The sequence below is a fragment of the Clostridium sp. AM43-3BH genome, assembly GCF_003479985.1.
In the GTDB taxonomy this organism is placed as follows: domain Bacteria; phylum Bacillota; class Clostridia; order Lachnospirales; family Lachnospiraceae; genus Otoolea; species Otoolea fessa.
In genome coordinates, this window is record NZ_QUIH01000001.1 from 310,838 (window position 1) to 334,068 (window position 23,231).

Consider the following 23,231-nt stretch of genomic DNA (forward strand, 5'->3'; position numbering starts at 1 on the left):
GAGAAAGAGAAGAAATGCGATGTGGCGGATGATGGAGTGAGGGGCATGAGAGAGAAGCAGGAAAATGAGAGACGGGGAAAGGGATTGAAACAATATATTGCGGATCGGCGCCTGGCAGCAGTCAGCCTTGTGCTGGGTGTTTTGATGGGGCTGATGATTCTTCTGGGAATCCGTTACAGCCGCAATGAGCTGATTTACCGGACGGCGGGTCAGTTTTTGGGACAGTTGGCGGGCTGGGTGGCGTGTATGACGGTGATGGTCTGGGCGATTTGTGTGAGACTGGATGCTTTGGGGCGTGGCTGGCCTGAGATACGGGATTTTCAGTTCAGAAAATTTCTGCCTGTGAACAGTTACCAGAAACGGACGCAAGCACGGAGGGGGAAAGACTGCGAAGACCAGGGAAGCAGCCGCGATGTGGAAAGCCAGGGACGGGAATCGAAACAGCGCGCAGCGAAAAATTCGGATTTGGGGACATGGCTGAAATGGATGTTTCTCTCCTGGTGCGTCTACCTCCCGGTTTTTCTGGCGGTTTATCCGGGCATTTATTCTTACGATGCGTCCGCGCAGCTCCTTCAGTTTTATGGAAAACTGCCGCTGACAACCCACCATCCATTAATTCACACGCTATATCTGGGACTCTGCATGAAGATTGCGGGGCGTCTGTTCCATACCTATCAGGCAGGGATGGCGCTGTATGCGCTGTCGCAGTCGTTTTTTATGAGTGCGGTATTTTCCCTGTGTCTGTGCCGGATGAAAGCGCGGCGGGCACCGCGATGGCTCTGCGTTGCTTCGTGGACGTTCTGGATCCTGAATCCGTATCTGACGGTCTTTTCCTTTGTCACGACGAAGGATGTGCTCTTTGGCGCATTTTTCCTGCTGGCATTTGATGCGGCATGTTGTCTGGCGGAGGATCCGGAGCATTTTTGGCGGGGGATGTGCCAGAAGAAAGAGAATTTGGATAAAGAAAGAGAGCTGGATAAAGAGAAAAATCCGAATGGAACAGGTTCTCGGAAAGAAGTGGGAAAGACGGGTGATTGGCTGCTCTTTTTTGTGAGTGTGTTTTTCATGTGCCTGTTCCGAAATCAGGGAATCTATGTGTTCCTGTTTTTTGTTTTGGCAGTCTGCCTGTTTTTACGAAAAAAAGTGTATCGCAGAAACTGGTTTATCGGGGCATCTCTGCTGGTGGCAGCTTTATGGTATGTTTTATCCGGTCCGATTCCAACGGCGTTCGGCGTGGGAAAGGGCGATGCGAGGGAGATGCTGTGCGTGCCGATGCAGCAGCTGGCGCGCATATATCATGAAGTCCCGGAGAAATTGGCACCGGAGGAAAAGGAATATATCGAGACGCTGATTGATCCGCAGGCGCTCAGTGAGTATGTTCGTGTCAATGCGGATCCGGTGAAAAGTGGGTTTCATACGGAAGTGATGCAGGCAGATATGGGACGTTTCGTGCGGACCTGGGCGGAAATCGGGAAGCGCCATCCGGATATCTATCTGGATTCATTTCTGATGGGAAACTGGGGGTACTGGTATATAGGAGACAATCAGTACTGGATCAGCTATATTTTATACGACGGGGCGTACCTGGAAGATGATTTAAATATCCTGCATATCACGCGGAACAGCCATTTTCAGGCGCTTTCGGACTGGCTGAGGGAGGCAACGCTGACACCGGCATTCCAGTCGGTTCCGATGCTGTCGGTGCTTCTAAACCAGGCATTTCCGTTCTGGCTGATGCTGTTTGCGGCAGGATTTGCAGTCTGGAAGCGCCGGGCGTATGAGATCCTTCCGATGATGCTTCTGCTGGGCTGCTGGGGAACGCTTCTGCTGGGACCGGTGGTTTCCCTGCGGTATGCATTGCCGTTGATTTACTGTGTGCCGCGGCTGCTGGAAATGATAGTGGGTTTGACGGGAAAACGGTAAACGGCATAGTTTCTGCTTTCCTACATATATTAGATAATAACAATGAAATAGGCGGTAGGCGCTTGTTTGGCAGACAGAAAAAAGCGATCGTTTCGGCGCTCCATCTGCCGGAGGACGTCGTTCTCGGAGAGATGCTTCTGTATTTTACCGGCAGTCGGGCGGCTGTGGTGGAAAATTACAGGAGCATTCTCTTTTTTTCCGACGAAATGCTGCGGCTGACGGGAAAGAACACCCGGCTTACTATCAAGGGGAAGGGGCTTTCGATTGAGTATTATGACCGCGATAATCTGCGGGTCACGGGGCAGATTGTGTCTGTCGAATTTGGGGTGCTGTGAGGAATGAGTATGGCGAAGGTAAGACACCTTCTACATGGGATAGTGCGGCTTAACATGCGCGGCACCTCCCCGGAGAGATTCCTGAATCTCTGTACACTGGCAGGTTTAAATGTCTGGCAGGTAAAAAAAGAGCAGGCAAATCTGCTGTTTTATATGGAAATCCGCGATTTTAAGCGGTGTGCGCCACTGGCAAGAAAAGCGGGAGTCCGTCTGCATATCGTTGAAAAGCGTGGGCTGCCGGTGTTTCTCTGGCGGAACCGGAAACGGAAAGGGTGGGCGGTCAGCTTCGTCCTTTTTTTTCTGTTATTATTGTTTCTGGCACAATTTATCTGGGAGATCGACTGGAGCGGAAACCGGCGTTATACCGAAAGTGAGCTGAATCATTACCTCCAGACGCTGCAGATTGAAGAGGGAATTCCCAAGAAGCGGATTTCCTGTGCGAGGCTGGAGGAAGAACTGCGGGAGTCATTTGAAGATATCACCTGGGTGTCGGTGCGCCTGCATGGGACGCGCCTTTCCATCCGCCTGCGGGAGAGCGAGGTTCCGATCCGGCAGGAAGTGGAGTCCGGCGAGGCGTGCGATCTGGCGGCGGCATCAGACGCGCGGATCACGTCGGTAGTCGTCCGGAGCGGAATCCCGCTTGTGCAGGCGGGAGATACGGTGGAAAAGGGGCAGCTTCTGGTGTCGGGAACGGTGCCTATCACAGATGATGGAGGCGAAGAAATTTCCTCTTACCGGGTGCGGGCGGATGCGGATATATATGGGATCCGGGAGCGGGTCGGGAGAAAGGAGCTTCCGCTCTGGAGGGAAATGCGGACGGAAACGGGAAAGAAACGATACGGAATTGCTTTGGAAGCAGGAACACACACATTTTACTGGAAAATTCCAGAATTTTATGATATGATAGAACATACATTCGATATGGCGGAGCAGTGGGGCTTTTTCAGACGAAGCAGGCGGATGAAACCTGCCTGGACGATCCGGACGGAGTACCGGAAATTGCGGCTCCCGCTTGATTTTTATCTGCCGCTTTCTGTCGGGTGGAGTGAGTACCGGGAGACGTCTGTCTGCGAAAAAAGGTATACAGAACCAGAGCTTGCGGCGCTGTCAGCGGCATTTCAAAAGGAGACGGAAGAAAAATTGTGCGAAAAAGGTGTACATATTATGGCAAGTGATGGTAGAATACTAATAAATGGCGGAGTCTGCCATTTTGAGGTACGGCTTCAGACGGAGGAGCCGATTCAAGTTGTGACACAAGGAGAACAGCAAAGGAATGAGCATAATAGAGACAATGATTGATATTCCGATGGAGCATGAGCGGAATGTATGCGGACAGTTTGACGCGTATCTGAAAAAGATTGAGCGGACGCTGCACGTGACGATGATCACACGCGACGGCGCGCTGAAAATCATCGGTCCGGAGCAGGCGATCCGGCAGGCGAAGAGTGTGTTCAACAATCTGTTAGAGCTTTCCAGGCGCGGCAATACCATTACCGAGCAGAATGTTGATTACGCCCTGTCGCTGTCCTTCACGGAGAAGGACGATCAGATTCTCGAGATCGATAAGGATATCATCTGCCGGACGATCACGGGCAAGCCGGTCAAACCGAAGACGATGGGACAGAAACAGTACGTGGACCTGATCCGCAAGAAGATGATTGTATTTGGCATCGGTCCGGCGGGTACCGGAAAAACGTATCTGGCGATGTCGATGGCGATACAGGCATTTAAGAGTGGCGAGGTAAGCCGGATCATCCTGACGCGTCCGGCGATCGAGGCGGGGGAAAAACTGGGTTTTCTGCCGGGCGATCTGCAGAGCAAGATCGATCCGTACCTGCGTCCGCTTTACGATGCGCTGTATCAGATTATGGGGGCAGAAAGTTACCTGCACAATTCTGAGAAGGGCTTGATTGAGGTGGCGCCGCTTGCGTACATGCGTGGTCGTACCCTGGATAATGCGTTCATCATTCTCGATGAGGCGCAGAATACGACCCCGGCACAGATGAAGATGTTCCTGACACGTATCGGCTTTGGTTCCAAGGTGATTGTGACGGGCGACCAGTCGCAAAAGGATCTGCCTGCCGGAGCTGCGTCCGGACTGGATACGGCGATTCATGTACTCAAGAAAATTGACGATATTGGTTTCTGCTATCTGACCAGCAGCGATGTAGTCCGCCATCCGCTGGTACAGAAGATCGTAGAGGCATACGATGCGTATGAGAAAAAAGATGCGGATGCGTCCCGCGTTTTCCGGAGAAATAATTCCGGGACGCGTGACCGGAAAGATGGAGGAAGAAAGAACAGATGACAATCCAGATCGAATATGAAGCAGAGCGGGAGTGGGAGATAGATTACCGGCCGATCATCGAGGAGATCGTGGTTGCGGCACTCGATTATGAAAAATGCCCGTATGAGGCGGAGGTCAATGTAGTCCTGACAAATGATGAGGAGATTCATCGTATTAATAAGGAATTCCGAGGAATCGACCGGGCAACCGACGTCCTCTCTTTTCCGATGGGGGATTACGATGTGCCGTCCGATTTTGAACGGTTGGAAGAGCAGTCAGAGGACTATTTTAACCCGGAGACGGGCGAACTTCTTCTGGGCGATATCGTGATCTCGATCGATAAGGTAGACGAGCAGGCGGAGAAATACGGTCATTCTAAGGAGCGCGAGCTGGCGTTCCTGGTGGCACACAGTATGCTGCACCTGTGCGGTTACGATCATATGGAAGATGACGAACGCCTTGTGATGGAGAAAAAACAGGAGGAAATCCTGGCTGGCAAAGGGTATACGCGCTAAAAGCAGGGAAAAGAACCGGAGGGAAAGGGGAGAGCCCATCTGGGAAATGAGGCATATGGGGATGTGATGGGGGAAGTACGGAATGAAAAAAAGCAGTTGGAAAATAAGGGCACTGGCACTGACTCTGATGGCAGTCTGCTGGCTGTCAGGCTGTTCGGCTCACAAAGAAATATCGGTAACGGCAGCAGAGACACAGGAGGAGACACGTGAGCTGTCCTTAAATACAGAGACGGAGGCCGAAACGCAGCCGGAAGCAGAGCCGGAGGGACGTTACGAAAAAGACGGGAAGATACAGAGTTATCTGACCGGGGAATGGACGGATGTCGCAAAGGCGAACCGCCGTCCGCTCGCAATCATGATGAGCAATGACAAGGCGGCGCTTCCGCAGTATGGCATCAACCATGCCGGAGTGGTCTATGAGGCACCGGTGGAAGGCAGCATGAACCGCTATATGGCACTGATAGAGGACTATGACGATCTGGACCGGATCGGTTCCGTCCGGAGCTGCCGCCCATACTATACTTTTTTTGCAAGGGAATTTGAGGCGGTCTATGCACATTATGGGCAGAATACGTTTGCACTTCCGTATCTGGAGCAGATGGAACATTTAGATGGAATCAAAGGCAATGGGGCATCTGCGTATTTCCGGACCAAGGATCGGAAGACCCCGCACAATGCCTATGCATCGGGACCAAAGCTGCGCCAGGCGATCGAGGCGAGCGGTTATGCGGATGCGTACCCGGAGAGCTATGAGGGGCATTATACTTTTGCGCCGGAGAGTGCGCCGGTGTGCTTTGAGGATGGTATCGCAGCGGCCAAAGTAGTGCCAGGTTATCAGTTAAGCAATCCCTGGTTTGAGTATCACCCGGAGGACGGGCTGTACTACCGGTATCAGTATGGCGGTCCGCATATGGGAGATGCCGGACAGATAGCGGTTAAAAATATTATTTTCCAATACTGTTTGTGGAAATATTATAAACCGACGGAATATCTGAATATTGATGTCTATACACCGGCGATGGGGTATTATTTTACAAATGGACACGGCATTCTGATTCGTTGGGAAAAAGACGGCGCTTACGGCGTCACAAAGTATTACGATATGGACGGTCAGGAAATCAAGCTGAATCCGGGCAAGACCTGGGTCTGCATCCTTCCGAATGACCGTATGGATAAGGCGGAATTCTATGGAGAACAGACGGAGTAGAAGAAAACCCGGAATGCGGGAAGAGACAGAAAGAGAGATAATCAGCCGGCAGCGCACGGCAGGACGTAGAGAAGAAGCAGCTGGAGGCAGCCGGGAAAGTGCGGGCAGAAGCCGTAACCGGTCAGGAAGCAGCCGGAAGCCGGAAGCGGTTCCGGTGAGGAAAGAAAATTTTGTCATTCAGGGTACGATCCTGGCAGTTGCCGGTATCATTGTGCGTCTGATCGGTATTCTGTACCGCGTCCCGATGACGAATATCATCGGCGATGAGGGCATGGGATATTATTCGACGGCATTCAACGTATATAATATCATGCTGATCCTTTCATCGTACAGTCTGCCTCTGGCGGTGTCGAAGATGGTAGCGGCCCGCCTTGCGAAAGGGCAGTACCGCAATATGAACCGTGTTCTGCGGGCGGCGCTTGTCTATGCGACGGTCGTAGGTGGTCTGGCATGCTTTATTACCTGGAATTTTGCAGGCTTTTTTGCGACGACCTTGTTTAACACGCCGTTCTGCGTGTATGCACTCCGCACACTTGCGCCAACAATCTGGATCATGGCGTATCTGGGCGTCTTGCGCGGTTATTTCCAGGGACATGGAACGATGATTCCGACGGCGATCTCCCAGATCCTGGAGCAGGTGGTCAACGCGATTATCAGTGTGGTGGCAGCCAGCGTCCTTTTCAAGGTGGGACTGGATACGGCGAAAGTATATGGGAAAGATGGATATGCACAGGCATTTGGTGCGGCTGGCGGTACGATCGGTACAGGAAGCGGTGCGTTTGCAGCCCTGTTATTTGTGCTGGTATTGTTTTTACTCTACCGTCCGACGGCAAAACGGCGGATTGCCAAGGATCGGAGCGGTAGTGTGGATTCCTACCGTCAGATTTCGAGAATCTTCTTCTTTACCGTTATTCCGGTTATCGTAAGCTCGGGTGTTTACAATATTAACTCGGTTATTGACAACGGTATCATGGCGCACGGCATGGAGTCGCTGGGACGCGGCAAAGAGTTTTTAGCCCTCTGGGGTATCTACAACAACAAATATATGCTGCTGGTACACGTCCCGCTTGCGATGGCGAACTCACTGTCCTCGTCGCTGATTCCTTCGCTGTCCGGTGCAATAGCGCGTAAGGATCGAAAGGCGGCGATTGAGAAGACAGCCCTTGCGATCCGGTTTGCTATGCTGATTGCGATTCCGTCGGCGGTGGGGCTGACGGTACTTTCAGCACCGGTCAATAACCTGTTATTCCGGGGCGGAAACAATGCGGAAGCGATCCGTATGATGATGATTGGCGCTTCAGCCGTTATCTTCCTGTCGCTTTCAACGGTTACCAATGCAATCTTACAGGGACTTAACCGGATGAATGTTCCGGTGCGGAACGCCCTGATTTCGTTGGCATTACACGTGATTGCGCTGTATATTATGCTGATGATCTTCAATATGGGTATCTACAGTATGGTATTTGCAAGTATTTTATTTGCGCTCTTTATGTGCATTTTAAATGCGATCGCGATCCGCAATACACTCGGTTACCGCCAGGAGATGGTCAAGACCTTCCTGCTGCCGGCGATCAGCGCAGCATTTATGGGCGCGGCGGCATATGGCGTGTACCGTGGGGTTACGCTGGTGATCCACAGCAATGTGCTGGGAACGCTGCTGGCGGTGCTTGTGGCGGTCGCGGTATATGGCGTGCTTCTTATCAAGCTGCACTGTATCGAGGAAGATGAGATGTATTCGATGCCGATGGGACGGAAACTCACACGCATCTGCCGGAAGCTGCATCTGATGTAGGGTTAGAAATTTAGTTATGATTAAAATTTAGAAAAAAGTGAATAATAAGGATACACAACAGGAGGTATCCTTATTATGAGAAAATATCAGGGAATACTGTTTGCGGCGCTTTTTTGTTTTGCAATGCTTCTGCTTCTGGCGGCAGGGCTCTGGTGGTATCGTCCAAGGCGGGCGGAACCGGTACCGGGGCGCGTGTATGAGTCAGAGCGGATGCCGGAGAATAATGCGGTTCTGAACCCGGAACCGGAAGTGGCGGAGAAACAATCCGGCTATTGTCTGACGGCGGAGGATGGGATGCTGCTTATCTTTGACGGAGCAAGCGGCGAAGTCTGTTTCCAGACCCATATGCCGCTCTCAGAATTTTCCGTGGAAGAACAGGAAAAACTGCTGGAAGGAGTCTGGTTCGACACAATGACGGATGTGTTTCACTATCTGGAGTCTTTCAGCAGTTAGATGTGATTATAATACAGTCAAAAAACAAAGAATAAAGTCCGCGTATGAACGGTACGAAGCAAACGGTCAGGAAGGGAAATAGGGATGAGTCAGAATAAAGTAATCATAGTGGGAGCAGGAGCAGCCGGAATGACGGCTGCCATTTTTGCTGCCAGGGAGGGCGCACAGGTGGTTCTGCTGGAACATAAAGACCGGGTCGGCAAGAAGATCCTGTCTACCGGCAATGGACGCTGTAACCTTTCAAACCGTTTGCAGGAGCCGTTCTGCTACCGCAGTGGTCAGCCGGATTTTCCATGGAAGGCGCTTGGGGCGTTTACGCTTCCGATGACACTGGAATATTTTGAGGATCTCGGCGTTTTGACGCGGGAACGGGACGGATATCTGTATCCATATTCCGGGCAGGCAAGCGCTGTTTTAGATGCACTCCGTCTGGGACTTGCGCGGGAGTCGGTTCAGGTGGTGACGGAATGTGAAGTTTTCTCGATCACGCCGCGCGAAGATGCGAAACACCGGTTTGAAGTGAAGACGTCCCAGGGGAGCTTTTCGGGCGAGACGCTGATTCTGGCGTGCGGCAGCAAGGCGGCACCGGGTACAGGTTCGGATGGAAGCGGATATAAGCTGGCGAAACGGCTGGGACACCATATCATCAAGCCGCTTCCGGCACTGGTTCAGCTTCGTTGCCCGGAAAAGTTCTTTAAACAGCTCGCCGGAGTACGCGCGGATGCCTCTGTGATACTCTACAGCGATGGCAGAAAGCTGGCGGAGGACAAGGGCGAGGTGCAGCTTACGGATTATGGTATTTCGGGGATTCCGGTTTTCCAGGTCAGCCGCTTTGCGGCGCGCGCGCTCGATGAGGGACAGGATGTACGGGCGGTACTCAATTTTTATCCGGAATGCCCGGAAACGGAGACACGCCGGATATTAAAAGAGCGGAGTGAGCGCCTGAAAGAACGGCAGGTGGAGGACTTTTTTTCCGGCTGGATACATAAAAAACTGGCAGCTCTGTTTTTAAAACAGGCAGGAATCCGGCCAGATCGGACGGTTGGCAGCCTGACAGAGGCACAGATTCAGACGCTGGGGGATCTGCTCTGCCGGTTTGAGGTCAGCGTGAACGGTACAAATTCCTTTGAACAGGCACAGATCTGCTGCGGCGGCGTCGATGTGCGGGAGGTTGACGCACAGACGATGGAATCGAAGAAGGTAAAAGGATTATATTTTGCCGGGGAGATTCTGGATGTCGATGGCATCTGCGGCGGTTATAATCTCCAGTGGGCGTGGAGCAGCGGTGCAGCAGCTGGAAAATGTGCTGGAAGGGAGTCAGATAAATGATACGAGTAAATCAGGTAAAACTGCCGGTCAGCCACAGTGAGGCAGATCTTCGCAAGAAAACTGCCAAAATGATGGGAGTATCGGCAGATCAGATACAGTCGGTGGAGCTGGTGCGCCAGTCTCTGGATGCGCGCAAAAAGCCAGATCTGTACTATTTATATGCATTAGATGTTGCAGTGGCAGGGAAAGAGGCGGCGATTGTCAAACGTGCGCGCAGTGTAAATGTGCAGATCCGAAAGGAAGAGGCGTACCGCCTGCCCGATCCGGGAATAGAGCCGCTTCGGGAACGACCGGTAATCGTGGGCTTTGGTCCGGCAGGTATGTTTTGTGGTCTGATGTTGGCGCGTGCCGGATATCGCCCTCTTATTCTGGAACGGGGGCTGGATGCGGACAGCCGTGCAAAGGCGGTTGCACGCTATTGGACAGATGGAACGCTGGATCCGGAGTGCAATGTGCAGTTCGGCGAGGGCGGTGCCGGTACGTTTTCAGATGGAAAGCTGAATACGCTGGTCAAGGATCCATCTGGGCGGAATAAGGAAGTGCTGAAAATCTTGGCGCAGTCGGGCGCGGATCCGACGATTACCTATGTGAACAAGCCGCACGTTGGAACGGATGTTCTGCGGACGGTGGTAAAGAATATTCGAAGTGAGATAGAGAGTCTGGGCGGTGAGGTACGGTTTGGCTGCCGTCTGGAGGACTTTGAGACACAGAATGGTCATTTGTGTTCCATCCGCGTCAGTGCCCGTAAAGGCACGTCGGAGGCAGGACGGACGGTGGAGGAGATTCCGGCATCGGCACTGGTGCTGGCGATCGGGCATAGCGCCCGCGATACGTTTGCGATGCTGGCAGAGAAACCGCTCGACATGCAGGCAAAGGCATTTGCGGTGGGACTGCGGATCCAGCACCCACAGACGCAGATCAACTTAAGCCAGTACGGACGGGAAGAAGCCGGGAATCTGGGGGCTGCCAGCTATAAGCTGACGGCACAGACCTCCGGAGGCAGGGGCGTGTATTCTTTCTGTATGTGTCCGGGCGGCTTTGTTGTGGATGCATCCTCAGAGCCGGGACGGCTGGCAATCAACGGCATGAGCAACCATGATCGTGCCGGTGCAAACGCAAACAGCGCCCTGATTGTGACCGTTACACCGGAGGATTTTCCACAGCCGGGCACACTTGGCGGCGTGACGTTCCAGCGTCAACTGGAGGAAGCGGCATACCGCTGCGGCGGCGGAAAAATCCCGGTACAGCTTTATGGAGATTTCCGGGAAAACCGGATTTCAACGGGATTTGGAGCAGTGACACCACAGTTTGAAGGGCAGTTTGCATTTGGAAATCTGCGGGAGGTGCTGCCGGAAGCGCTTTCGGCAGCGATGTTAGAGGGAATGGAACATTTTGGACATGTGATTCATGGCTTTGACCGTGAGGATGCGGTTTTTGCCGGAGTAGAGAGCCGGACCTCCTCGCCGCTGCGGATTCCGCGTGACCACGCGACGATGGAGAGCAGCACGATCGCGGGCATCTACCCATGCGGCGAAGGCGCTGGATATGCGGGCGGCATTACCTCGGCGGCGATGGATGGGATGAAGACGGCAGAGGCAATTATCGCGAAGTATGCTATCCCCCAAATTAAATTGTGAGAGAGAATGGTTCAGCGGCTTTAGGCTTTATAGTAAGGATGTCTGCCTGTAGCTGCGAAGAAACAAGCATTATAAGAGGAGAAATGATAGATGAAACAGGAAAGAATTGACCGTATTAATACGTTATATCATAAGAGCCAGGCAGTTGGATTGACCGAAGAAGAGAAAAAAGAGCAGGCAGCGCTTCGGAAGGAGTACATTGAGTCAATCCGTGGAAATATGCGAGGACAGTTAAATTCGATACTGATTAAAGAGAAAGACGGTTCTATTACGGATCTGGGTAAGAAATACGGCGGCGTTACGGATACGAAGAATTAATTGAAGGGTAGAAGAGATGGTTATTCATTCATCTGGATCGCAGATATCAAAACAGGAGATTCGCGCATATGTCCTTCAAAAACGCCGGACTCTGCTGCCAGAAGAACAACAACGATGGGATGAGGCGTTGTTAGAACGTCTCCACCCCCTCTTTCCATCAGCCGGGACGGCAGTGTATGCCTATACGAGTGTGCGCGGTGAGGCAAGTACGGAATATTTGATTGACGAGCTGTTAAAGCGCGGCTGCCGGGTAGCGCTGCCGCGGGTGTTTGGGCGTGAGATGCGTTTTTTCTATGTCACAGATCGGAGCCAGCTTGTGGCGGGGGCATATGGCATCCCGGAACCGGCGGACGGATGTCAGGAGGCAGATGCGCCGAAAGCGCTGGTGATCACGCCTGGCGTGGGGTTTTCCAAGGACGGAAACCGCATCGGTTATGGGGCGGGGTATTATGACCGCTTTTTTGCGGCAGAACCGGACCATATGGCGGTGGGGATCTGCTATGGATTCCAGTTGTTTCCGGCATTTGAAACCGAAAAGCACGATAAAAAAATGGCATATATTGTGACACCGGAGCAGACAATTAAAGTTTTGTAATGTCTGGCGCACTCGCGCGAAGCAGAAACATATCAAAGGCATACAGGAACAGAGCAGCCGTGTGGTAAACTCTGTTTTTGCTTCCAGATACATGAACCGGAATATTTTGTAAGAAACTGGAAAGGATTCTGGCAGGAATGGGACTTGCGAAAATGAGCGCCATATAGTAATATTATCTAATGTATGAAATATTAGGATTATTAGGATAATGAAAGAATAGTAAGGAGCAATACAATTTATGGATTTACATACAAACGATTCGTCCGAATCCGCAGCAGGCGTGTTTGTGTCTGACAAATGTCAGATTCCGGTGGGCGGTATACCGCAGCAGGAACCGGATCGCCAGCAGTATTATATGGCACTCTGCCGCCAGAAGGTACAGGAGATTTCGGACAAACTGGGGCGTCCGCTGACCTGCTTTATCTCGACGTTCGGGTGTCAGATGAATGCACACGATTCAGAAAAGCTTCTCGGTATTCTGCTGGAAGCAGGATTTGTGGAAGGAACCAGTGAGGAATCGGATTTCGTCCTCTACAATACATGTACAGTCCGTGAAAATGCGAACCTGCGCGTGTATGGACGTTTAGGGTATCTTCACAGTCTCAAGAAAAAGAATCCGCACATGATGATCGCACTCTGCGGCTGCATGATGCAGGAGCCGGAGGTTGTAGAGAAATTAAAGAAGAGCTACCGCTTTGTGGACTTGATTTTCGGCACACACAATGTATATAAACTGGCAGAGCTGCTGGAACAGCGCTTTGAGACGGGGAAGATGGTCATCGATATCTGGAAAGGAACTGATAAGATCGTTGAGGATCTGCCGTCGGAGCGCAAATATACATTTAAGTCTGGCGTTAATATCATGTTTGGCTGCAACAATTTCTGCAGCTATTGCATCGTCCCGTATGTGCGCGGACGCGAGCGCAGCCGTGCGCCGGAGGACATCATCCGTGAGATTGAAGAGCTGGTTAAGAACGGCGTCGTGGAGATCATGCTGTTAGGGCAGAATGTCAATTCCTACGGAAAGAACCTGGAATCTCCAATTACCTTTGCAGAACTTCTGCGCCGGGTAGAGCGGATTGAGGGGCTTAAACGGATCCGTTTCATGACCTCCCATCCGAAGGATCTGTCGGATGAGCTGATCGAAGTGATGGCATCTTCCAAGAAGATCTGCCGCCATCTGCATCTGCCGCTTCAGTCGGGCAGCAGCGAGATCCTAAAGAAGATGAACCGCCATTACACGAAGGAGCAGTATCTGGAACTGGCAGAGCGCATCCGCAAGGCGGTACCGGATATTTCCCTGACGACGGATATCATCGTTGGATTTCCGGGAGAGACGGAGGAAGATTTCGAGGAGACACTGGAGGTTGTGCGGAAAGTCCGCTACGACAGTGCATTTACCTTTATTTATTCGAAGCGCACCGGAACTCCGGCGGCAGCGATGGAAAATCAGGTTCCAGAAGAAGTTGTCAAAGAACGTTTCGACCGTCTGCTCGCAGAGGTACAGGCGATTTCCGCACAGGTCTGTGGACGAGATGTCCATACGGTGCAGGAGGTTCTGGTGGAGGAACTGGACAGTCACGTGGAGGGACTGGTAACCGGACGTATGTCCAATAACACAATCGTTCATTTCCCAGGTGGAAAAGAGCTGATTGGTAAAATTGTTAAAGTATATCTGAAGGAATCCAAGGGATTTTACTATATGGGATCCCTGGTAGATTAAGGAGGATAAATTTATGAAAAAGCATTATAAAGGATTGACGGTTCTGCTGTCAGCCTGCATGCTGGCAGGAAGTGCTTCTGTCGCATATGCAGGACCGGCAGATGACATTGCAAACGGTACAGTCGGTATGCCAAACACCGGTTCGTCAACATCGGCAGAGCAGTTCAACCAGGGAACCGGGCAGCAGGATGAGAACACGGCACTTCATGTCGGCGTCAATTATCTGTATAATGCGGAAGGCGATATTTCTGCATTTGCGATGGATTTGAAAAACTTTGAGGGGATCGGCGGCGTGTCCTACCGTGCATATACCAACACAGGCGGTTATCTGTGGTGGTACCATGACGGCATCCAGACCGGTGTGGTTGGTTCTGGAAGCTGGGTAGAGGCGATCCAGATTCAGCTTTCCGGTCAGGCTGAGAAGATGTACGATGTTTACTATAGCGTTACATCTAGCGGTCAGGGCAAGATGGGATATGCGAAGAACGGCGAAGTGGCTGGTACCGTGGATATCGGCGAGAAGATCCTTTCGATTGAAGTCGTATTAGTTCCGAAGGGAAGCGCAGGTCCGCAGAGTGCAGCACCGCGCTACAAATCAGCTGCTTCCAGCAGACTGAGCGTAGCAGAAAATGCAACGGTTATGTTTAATGAGGACGGAAGCGTATATAACGGTTGGCTTTCCGATGACTTTGTACGTTATTATTTTGAAAATGGCTATGCAAAGACCGGCTGGCAGTATATCGATGATTACAAGTTCTACTTTGACTCATGCGGTCGTCTGGTTCAGGACGTAGACAGCCTGATTGGCAAGCAGTCCGATTATCTCCTGAAGGTAAATAAGACACTGAACTGCCTGACGGTTTATGCAAAAGACGGCAATAACGGATATATTATTCCGGTGAAAGCGATGCTGACCTCCGTCGGTGATGATACGCCGATTGGAACTTTCAAGACACCGGAGAAATATCGCTGGAGACTGATGGTAAATGATACTTACACCCAGTATGCAACCCGTATCACACAGGGATTCCTGTTCCATTCGATTACATACGCAACCCCGAATGAGAATAACCTTCTGACCGTCGGCTATAATGGTCTGGGTGTTTCCCGTTCTTTAGGCTGTGTACGCCTGAACTGTAGAAACTCCAAGTGGGTATATGATAACTGCCATCTGGGAACGACTGTACAAGTATACGAGGATGCCAATGTAGCATCTCCATTTGATAAGCCGGAGCTGGTACCGATCTCCGATCAGCAGACCTGGGATCCGACGGATCCGAAATTCAACTAAAATAAAACGACAGCGGTCTGTCTGGTCTGGCATTCAGATGAGTGAAGTGCCGGAAAACGGGCAGATCGCGATGAAGAGAGGTAAATTGTGGCACTTTCACCAATGATGACTCATTATCTGGAGACGAAAAAACAGTATCCGGACTGTATTCTGTTTTATCGTCTTGGCGATTTCTATGAGATGTTTTTTGAGGATGCCCAGACTGTTTCGAAAGAACTGGAACTTACCCTGACTGGAAAAGACTGCGGACTGGAGGAGCGCGCGCCTATGTGCGGCGTTCCTTATCATGCCGTAGAGGGTTATTTGAGCCGTCTCGTCCAGAAGGGCTATAAGGTCGCCATCGCAGAGCAGATGGAGGATCCGAAACAGGCAAAGGGACTTGTGAAGCGGGAGGTAATCCGGGTGGTGACGCCGGGAACCCTGACAAATTCACAGGTTCTGGAGGAATCAAAAAACAATTACCTGATGGGAATTGTATACATAGACGGTGTATTCGGCGTTTCGACGGTTGATGTCAGCACGGGCGACTATCTTGTGACGGAGGTTCGCAACGAGCGCAGTCTGTTAGATGAAATTTATAAATTTTCGCCGTCGGAGCTTATCTGCAACGAGGCTTTTTACATGTCAGGAATCGATTTAGAGGACTTGAAAGTACGGTTAAATGCCGTGATCTCAGCACTTGAAAATCGGTTCTTTTCTGATGATTCCTGCCGGAGAATCCTGCGGGAACATTTTCATGTAGAGCACCTGGAAGCGTTGGGACTGGCGGACTATGAGACGGGCGCGATTGCGGCGGGCGCTGTCCTGCAGTATCTGTATGAGACGCAGAAAAATACACTGGAACACCTGACGCGCCTGACTGTCTATACGACCGGACAGTTTATGATGCTGGATACGTCCACGCGCCGGAACCTGGAGCTTACTGAGACGCTCCGGGAAAAGCAGAAGCGGGGCACACTTCTCTGGGTGCTTGATAAGACGAAAACGGCGATGGGCGCCCGTATGCTGCGGACACTTGTGGAGCAGCCGCTCATCAGCCGGGAGGAGATCCTGCGCCGCCAGAATGCGATCGAAGAGCTGAACATGAACTATATCAGCCGCGAGGAGCTGTGCGAATATCTGAATCCGATCTACGATCTCGAACGTCTGATCGGACGCATCAGTTACCGGACGGCAAATCCGCGCGATCTCATCGCGTTTGGCAATTCACTGGCGATGCTTCCGTATATCAAACAGATTTTGAAGGAGTTTTCAGGCGAGCTGCTTAAAAACCTGGAAGCCGCTCTGGATCCGCTGGCAGATTTGAAGGAACTGATTGACAAGGCGATCGTGGAAGAGCCGCCGATCACGGTGCGCGAGGGCGGCATCATCAAGGAAGGCTACCATGAGGAGGCAGACCGTCTGCGTCATGCAAAGACAGAAGGAAAAGACTGGCTGGCACAGTTAGAGCAGAGCGAGCGCGAAAAGACAGGCATCAAAAACCTGAAAGTCAAGTTCAATAAGGTATTTGGCTACTATTTTGAGGTGACTAATTCCTTTAAGGATCTGGTGCCGGATTATTTCATCCGTAAACAGACCCTGACAAACGCAGAGCGCTATACGACCGACCGGTTGAAAGAGCTGGAAGATATCATTCTCGGCGCCGAGGACAAGCTGGTTTCTCTGGAATATGATCTGTTCTGCCAGGTGCGCGACCAGATCGCGGGCGAGGTAAACCGGATTCAGAGTACCGCCCGTGCGATCGCGATGACGGATGTGCTGGCGTCTCTGTCGGTGGTGGCGACGCGTTACAATTACGTGAAACCTCATATCAACGAAAAGGGCATCATCCGCATCAAAAACGGACGTCATCCGGTCGTAGAGCGCATGATGGGCGGCGAGATGTTTGTCGCTAATGACACATATTTAGACAACGGAAAGAACCGGATTTCGATCATTACCGGTCCGAACATGGCTGGTAAGTCAACTTATATGCGTCAGACGGCGCTGATCACGCTGATGGCGCAGATCGGAAGCTTCGTCCCGGCGGATGAGGCGGATATCGGTCTCTGCGACCGTATTTTTACCCGTGTGGGCGCCTCGGATGATCTGGCATCCGGTCAGAGTACCTTCATGGTGGAGATGACCGAGGTTGCGAATATCCTGCGGAATGCGACGAAAAACAGCCTTCTGATTCTCGATGAGATCGGGCGCGGTACGAGTACCTTCGACGGCCTTTCGATCGCCTGGGCGGTTGTGGAGTATATTAGTAATACGAAGATTCTGGGTGCTAAGACGCTGTTTGCGACACATTACCATGAACTGACAGAGCTGGAAGGAACCTTAAGCGGCGTCAACAACTACTGTATCGCGGTCAAGGAACAGGGCGACGATATCGTCTTCCTGCGTAAAATCGTGAAGGGTGGCGCCGATAAGAGCTACGGCATCCAGGTGGCAAAGCTTGCAGGCGTTCCGGCTCCGGTCATCGATCGGGCAAAAGAACTGGTGGAAGAATTGAGCGATGCCGACATTACAGCGCGTGCGAAGGAGATTGCAGAAAATGGTCCGGGAACCCAGACGCGCAAAAAGGTGGCAAAACCGGACGAGGTAGATCTGCAGCAGATGTCGATCTTTGACACGGTCAATGAGGACGATATCATCAAGGAGATCATGGAACTGGAAGTAAACCGGATGTCTCCGCTGGATGCGCTCAATACATTAGATAAGCTGCAGGCGAAGCTGAAAAATCGGTGGATGCACCAGTAAAAAAGAGTTTAGGAAGGATGTGGAGGAGATAGATGGCTGCGATTCAGGTCTTGGATTCCAATACAATCAATCAGATTGCAGCCGGCGAGGTCATTGAACGGCCGGCGTCGGTTGTCAAGGAGCTTTTGGAGAATGCGATCGATTCGAAGGCGACGGCGATCACGGTGGAGATTCAGGGCGGCGGTCTGCAGACGATCCGGGTGACGGATAACGGAAGCGGCATTGTGCGCGAGGAGATCCCACTGGCATTTAAGCGCCATGCGACCAGCAAGATCCGGACGGCGTCGGATTTGTTTCAGGTGGCATCGTTAGGGTTCCGCGGCGAGGCGCTGGCGTCGATCGCGTCGGTGGCGAAGGTGGAACTGATCACGAAAACAAACGATTCGATCAGCGGTTCCCGTTACCGCATCGAGGGCGGCGAGGAACTGGGACTGGAGGAGGTCGGTGCGCCGGAAGGTACGACCTTTATCGCCAGAGATCTGTTCTACAATACACCGGTACGCCGGAAGTTTTTAAAGACGCCGGCGACAGAAGGGTCCCATGTGGCAGATTTAGTCGAAAAGATTGCCCTGTCGCATCCGGAAATCTCCATCCGTTTCATCAATAACAACCAGAGCCGTCTCCATACCTCTGGAAATCATAACTTAAAAGATATAATTTATGCGGTCTTTGGACGCGAGATCACGGCAAACCTGATTGAGGTGGATGCCGGAGCTGATCCGATCCGGGTAGGCGGCTTCATCGGTAAGCCGCTGATCGCGCGCGGCAACCGCACGTATGAAAATTATTTCATCAACGGACGCTATATCAAGAGCAGTATCATCGGAAAGGCGATCGAGGACGCATATAAACCGTTCATGATGCAGCACAAGTATCCATTTACGATGCTGCAATTTACGATCGATCCGTCGTATATTGACGTCAACGTCCATCCGGCGAAGATGGAGATCCGTTTCAGAGACGGCGAACAGATCTACCGGACGGTCTACCATACGATCGCGATGGCACTCGCTAACCGGGAACTGATTCCGGCGGTTTCGCTGGAGAATGAGAAGAATGCAGAGAAAGAACTGAAGATTCTGGGGTTGGAAAAGGGAGTGCTGCCGGAGCTTCCAACCAGAAAGATGGAAAGCAGCCAGGGCAGCCGTCCGTCCTTAAAACCGGTCCGTATCCGTGAGGAACATCCGGAACCGTTTGAGACGAAACGTCTGGGGGCGTCGCAGGCAGAAATGATGTCGCTCTCGGAAGATATGCCGGGATATGGGGCTGAAAACGGCAGCGGATCAAATGCGGCTGTGTCAGGAACGGGGCGGTTCGATGAAGTGTTTGGAAGAACCGACACAACCGGCAGAGTTGAAAATGTTTCAATTAATACAGAGTCAGATCTGCCAGAGCCGGCCACGTCAGCGCCTTCCAGCGAATCCATCTCAGCTTCAGCGGGGCAAGCTGCATCTCCTGCATCTGTTTCAACGGGAACGACCCAGTCCGCCCCATCTGAAAAGCCCCGTCAGATGGATCTGTTTGAAGATAAACTCCTGACCAAACCGGCGCGTGCGAACCACCGCCTGATTGGACAGCTGTTTGACACATACTGGCTGGTGGAGTATCATGATAATCTGTACATCATTGATCAGCATGCGGCGCATGAGAAAATCCTCTATGAGCGGACGATGGCATCCCTTCAAAAGAGGGAGTACACCTCCCAGATGATCGATCCGCCGATCATTTTGAGTCTCAACAGCAGTGAGCAGCTCAAATTAGAGCAGTATATGGAACATTTTACCTCGATCGGATTTGAGATTGAGCCGTTTGGCGGCAAGGAGTACGCGGTGCGTGCCGTTCCGGCGAACCTCTTTTCCGTCGCAAAACGCGAGCTTCTGATGGAGATGATCGACGATCTGGCGGAGGGCAATGGAAGCGGAACCCCGGATCTCATCAATGAGCGTGTGGCGACGATGTCGTGTAAGGCGGCGGTCAAAGGCAATCACACATTATCATTTGCCGAAGCGGACAAGCTGATCGATGAGCTTCTGGAACTCAAAAATCCGTATGCGTGCCCACATGGACGCCCAACGATCATATCGATGAGCAAATATGAGTTGGAGAAGAAATTCAAACGGATTGTATAACCCATTAAAAGGAGAGAAAGTCTTATGGGAAATCTGGAACAAGCGGCTGAAAAAAAGCCTCTGATTGTCCTGACCGGACCGACGGCAGTCGGAAAAACGGCGCTATCCATTCAGCTTGCCAGGCGGATCGGCGGCGAGATCATCAGCGCGGATTCGATGCAGGTGTACCGCCACATGGATATCGGTACGGCAAAGATACGCCTGGAGGAGATGGACGGTGTGCCGCACCATCTGATCGATATCTTAGAGCCGACTGAGGATTTCAATGTCGTGCGGTTTCAGGCGCTTGCCCGCGCGGCGGCGGAAGATATTTACAGCCGCGGAAAAATTCCGATCGTGGCAGGTGGAACCGGCTTTTATATTCAGGCACTGCTCAATGATATTGATTTCACCCAGATCGACGAAAATACGCAGTTTCGGGAGGAGATGGAACGCCTGGCAGACGAACAGGGAGCGGAAGTCCTGCATGAGCGCCTGCGGGCGGTCGATCCGGAATCGGCGGAGGCGATCCACGCAAACAATGTAAAACGAGTGATCCGAGCACTGGAATATTATGAGCAGACGGGCGAGAAGATTTCTGCCCACAATGAGGCGGAGCGGGCAAAGACTTCACCGTACCATTTCTTCTATTATGTATTAAATACCGATCGGACGGTTCTCTATGAGCGGATCGAGAAGCGGATCGATGAGATGATGGAAAAGGGACTGGTCGAGGAAGTGAGGCAGCTGCAGGCGATGGGCTGTCGCCGTGATTCAGTGGCGATGCAGGGACTTGGATATAAAGAAATTCTGGCATATTTAAATGGCGAAATGTCGTTGGAGACAGCGGTCAATATCCTGAAACGCGATACGCGCCATTTTGCGAAACGTCAGCTTACCTGGTTCCGGCGGGAACGCGACGTGCGTTTCTTATATTTGCCGGAATTTGATAATGACCGGGAACGCGTGCTGGAACATATTCTGCAGGAATTAGCGGCGGAAGCGGGTATTATGGAGTGTGATTCATAAGATGGATGGAACACTCTAAATTATAAGTTGTAAAAATCAAGAAAAGTTAAAGAAACAAAAAAAGAATTATAGAATAACCGTAACTGTTCAGTAGGTCTGCGCATTTACTGCGCTGACCGTACGAAAACATGGGTCAGCAGGCAAAAATCCCATGGCCGTAGGCAATTTTTAATGGATTTTTGCGCGTGACTGTGAAGGTACTGAACAGTTACGAATAACCGACAACAGGAAAGGAACCACCATGGAGTTAGAGAAAATGTATGGCGACCTCGGTATTTCGAAAGAAGTGCTTGAATATGGAGCCAGAATCGAAGCGGCTCTGGAAGACCGTTTCACAGAGATCGATGGCAATGCAGAGTACAATCAGTTAAAGGTAATCGCTGCGATGCAGAAAAACCGCGTCAGCGATATTCATTTTTCCGGTACAACCGGATATGGTTACAACGACCTTGGACGTGAGACGCTGGAACAGGTATATGCGGATGTATTCCACACTGAGGACGCGCTGGTGCGCCCGCAGATCGTGTGCGGAACGCACGCGCTCTACACGGCATTAGCCGGAAACCTGCGCCCGGGCGACGAGCTGCTTTCGCCAGTGGGAAAACCGTATGATACTCTGGAGGAAGTGATCGGCATCCGCGAGTCCAACGGTTCCCTGCGGGAGTACGGCATTTCATACCGTCAGGTTGACCTGCTGCCGGACGGAACCTTCGATTACGACGGCATCCGCGCGGCGATCAACGAGAAGACAAAACTGGTAACCATCCAGCGTTCCAAGGGATACGCATCCCGTCCAACCCTCTCGGCAGAGCAGATCGGTGAACTGATTGCATTTGTTAAATCCATCAAACCGGAAGTGATCTGTATGGTAGACAACTGCTATGGCGAATTCGTTGAGCGGATCGAACCGAGCGATCTCGGTGCGGACATGGTAGTCGGTTCCCTGATTAAAAACCCGGGCGGCGGACTGGCGCCGATCGGCGGCTATATCGCCGGAACCAGACAGTGCATCGAAAATGCAGCGTACCGCCTTGGTTCTCCGGGACTCGGACGGGAGGTCGGCGCGAGTCTTGGCGTCAATCAGTCCTTCTTCCAGGGACTTTTCCTGGCACCGACCGTTGTATCCGGCGCATTAAAGGGAGCTATCTTTGCGGCAAATGTCTATGAGCGCTTGGGCTTTGATGTGGTTCCGAACAGCACGGAGCCGCGCTATGATATCATTCAGGCGATCACGTTTGGAAAACCGGAGGGTGTTATTGCGTTCTGCCAGGGCATTCAGGCGGCGGCGCCGGTTGACAGCTATGTATCGCCGGAACCGTGGGATATGCCGGGGTATGATTCCCAGGTTATCATGGCAGCCGGTGCCTTTATCCAGGGTTCCTCGATCGAGCTTTCCGCGGATGGTCCGATCAAACCGCCGTACAGCGTCTTCTTCCAGGGCGGACTGACCTGGTACCATGCGAAGTTAGGCATTTTAATGTCCCTGCAGAAGCTTCTGGATGCAGGCATAGTAAAACCTGAGCAGCTCAAAATCGACTAGAAATGACGTTTTTTGAATGATTTTGTAATTGATTTTAAGAAAACTTTAAAAAAAAATCTGCCGGACTGCCTATACACATTCCGGCAGTTTGTGCTAAGATAATAAAGATTATAGAAAGGGACGGTATTCGGTATCATGAATCGAGCAAAAAATTTCTGGATTCTTCTGCTGCTCCTGATGACAGGGATTGTGTTAGGTGGATTTATCGGAAATATGGCATCCGGCATCAGGGGACTGTCGTGGCTGAATTACGGACAATCCTTCGGTCTGATGGACCCGGTTGTTCTTGATTTAGGAATCCTGGTTATCACGTTTGGTCTGTCAATCCGGGTGACGATGGCGAGCATCATCGGCGTTGTCATTGCACTGATCGCATATCGTCTGATTTAATCAAAGAATCCCGC

General features: G+C 51.7%; 19 protein-coding genes. All 19 read left to right on the forward strand.

Going from position 1 to position 23,231, the window contains the following annotated elements; translation table 11 throughout:
- The first annotated feature begins 45 nt into the window (after window positions 1-45).
- The 19 genes from DW931_RS01320 to DW931_RS01410 all read left to right on the forward strand — a co-directional run bounded on the left by DW931_RS01320 (window position 46) and on the right by DW931_RS01410 (window position 23,217).
- Window positions 46-1,923, forward strand: coding sequence for a DUF6020 family protein (locus DW931_RS01320; RefSeq protein WP_118293686.1), 1,878 nt, complete (start codon window positions 46-48; stop codon window positions 1,921-1,923).
- A 62-nt stretch (window positions 1,924-1,985) separates the two neighbouring features.
- Window positions 1,986-2,258 (forward strand): YabP/YqfC family sporulation protein, encoded by a 273-nt coding sequence (locus DW931_RS01325; protein ID WP_118293687.1) that lies wholly within the window; start codon window positions 1,986-1,988, stop codon window positions 2,256-2,258.
- Window positions 2,259-2,267: 9 nt separating this feature from the next.
- On the forward strand, window positions 2,268-3,557 hold the full coding sequence (locus DW931_RS01330; RefSeq protein ID WP_182426207.1) for a sporulation protein YqfD: 1,290 nt from the start codon (window positions 2,268-2,270) through the stop codon (window positions 3,555-3,557).
- A complete protein-coding gene (locus tag DW931_RS01335) occupies window positions 3,532-4,566 on the forward strand; it encodes a PhoH family protein (RefSeq protein WP_243015179.1) in 1,035 nt (344 codons plus the stop codon). The genes DW931_RS01330 and DW931_RS01335 overlap by 26 nt, the downstream gene beginning before the upstream one ends.
- Window positions 4,563-5,060 (forward strand): rRNA maturation RNase YbeY, encoded by a 498-nt coding sequence (gene ybeY / locus DW931_RS01340; protein ID WP_022359625.1) that lies wholly within the window; start codon window positions 4,563-4,565, stop codon window positions 5,058-5,060. Before DW931_RS01335 ends, ybeY begins: the two co-directional genes overlap by 4 nt.
- 82 nt (window positions 5,061-5,142) lie before the next feature.
- A complete protein-coding gene (locus DW931_RS01345) occupies window positions 5,143-6,267 on the forward strand; it encodes a DUF3048 domain-containing protein (RefSeq protein ID WP_117795328.1) in 1,125 nt (374 codons plus the stop codon).
- On the forward strand, window positions 6,248-8,059 hold the full coding sequence (locus DW931_RS01350; protein WP_227589503.1) for a polysaccharide biosynthesis protein: 1,812 nt from the start codon (window positions 6,248-6,250) through the stop codon (window positions 8,057-8,059). The genes DW931_RS01345 and DW931_RS01350 overlap by 20 nt, the downstream gene beginning before the upstream one ends.
- A 75-nt stretch (window positions 8,060-8,134) precedes the next feature.
- Window positions 8,135-8,512 carry a hypothetical protein gene (locus DW931_RS01355; RefSeq protein ID WP_117795332.1) on the forward strand — a complete coding sequence of 126 codons (378 nt, stop codon included), beginning with the start codon at window positions 8,135-8,137 and terminating at the stop codon, window positions 8,510-8,512.
- An 84-nt stretch (window positions 8,513-8,596) separates the two neighbouring features.
- On the forward strand, window positions 8,597-9,841 hold the full coding sequence (locus DW931_RS01360) for an NAD(P)/FAD-dependent oxidoreductase (RefSeq protein ID WP_118293689.1): 1,245 nt from the start codon (window positions 8,597-8,599) through the stop codon (window positions 9,839-9,841).
- On the forward strand, window positions 9,838-11,478 hold the full coding sequence (locus tag DW931_RS01365; RefSeq protein ID WP_118626843.1) for an FAD-dependent protein: 1,641 nt from the start codon (window positions 9,838-9,840) through the stop codon (window positions 11,476-11,478). Before DW931_RS01360 ends, DW931_RS01365 begins: the two co-directional genes overlap by 4 nt.
- 90 nt (window positions 11,479-11,568) lie before the next feature.
- Complete coding sequence (locus DW931_RS01370) at window positions 11,569-11,796, forward strand: DUF896 domain-containing protein (protein WP_022359502.1); 228 nt, start codon at window positions 11,569-11,571, stop codon at window positions 11,794-11,796.
- Window positions 11,797-11,812: 16 nt separating this feature from the next.
- Window positions 11,813-12,391 (forward strand): 5-formyltetrahydrofolate cyclo-ligase, encoded by a 579-nt coding sequence (locus DW931_RS01375; protein WP_106999841.1) that lies wholly within the window; start codon window positions 11,813-11,815, stop codon window positions 12,389-12,391.
- Between the two features lie 355 nt (window positions 12,392-12,746).
- Complete coding sequence (gene miaB, locus DW931_RS01380; protein WP_333493348.1) at window positions 12,747-14,114, forward strand: tRNA (N6-isopentenyl adenosine(37)-C2)-methylthiotransferase MiaB; 1,368 nt, start codon at window positions 12,747-12,749, stop codon at window positions 14,112-14,114.
- Window positions 14,115-14,127: 13 nt separating this feature from the next.
- Window positions 14,128-15,405, forward strand: coding sequence for a L,D-transpeptidase family protein (locus tag DW931_RS01385; protein ID WP_118293692.1), 1,278 nt, complete (start codon window positions 14,128-14,130; stop codon window positions 15,403-15,405).
- Window positions 15,406-15,507: 102 nt separating this feature from the next.
- Window positions 15,508-18,150, forward strand: coding sequence for a DNA mismatch repair protein MutS (gene mutS / locus DW931_RS01390; RefSeq protein ID WP_106999844.1), 2,643 nt, complete (start codon window positions 15,508-15,510; stop codon window positions 18,148-18,150).
- A 32-nt stretch (window positions 18,151-18,182) separates the two neighbouring features.
- The gene (mutL, locus tag DW931_RS01395; RefSeq protein ID WP_118293693.1) at window positions 18,183-20,279 is read left to right on the forward strand and encodes a DNA mismatch repair endonuclease MutL; all 2,097 of its coding nucleotides are present in this window, start codon (window positions 18,183-18,185) and stop codon (window positions 20,277-20,279) included.
- 24 nt (window positions 20,280-20,303) lie between these two features.
- A complete protein-coding gene (miaA, locus tag DW931_RS01400; protein WP_118293694.1) occupies window positions 20,304-21,287 on the forward strand; it encodes a tRNA (adenosine(37)-N6)-dimethylallyltransferase MiaA in 984 nt (327 codons plus the stop codon).
- Window positions 21,288-21,528: 241 nt separating this feature from the next.
- On the forward strand, window positions 21,529-22,827 hold the full coding sequence (locus tag DW931_RS01405; RefSeq protein WP_117795348.1) for a methionine gamma-lyase family protein: 1,299 nt from the start codon (window positions 21,529-21,531) through the stop codon (window positions 22,825-22,827).
- 135 nt (window positions 22,828-22,962) lie between these two features.
- On the forward strand, window positions 22,963-23,217 hold the full coding sequence (locus DW931_RS01410) for a DUF4321 domain-containing protein (protein ID WP_118293695.1): 255 nt from the start codon (window positions 22,963-22,965) through the stop codon (window positions 23,215-23,217).
- The last annotated feature ends 14 nt before the right edge of the window (window positions 23,218-23,231 follow it).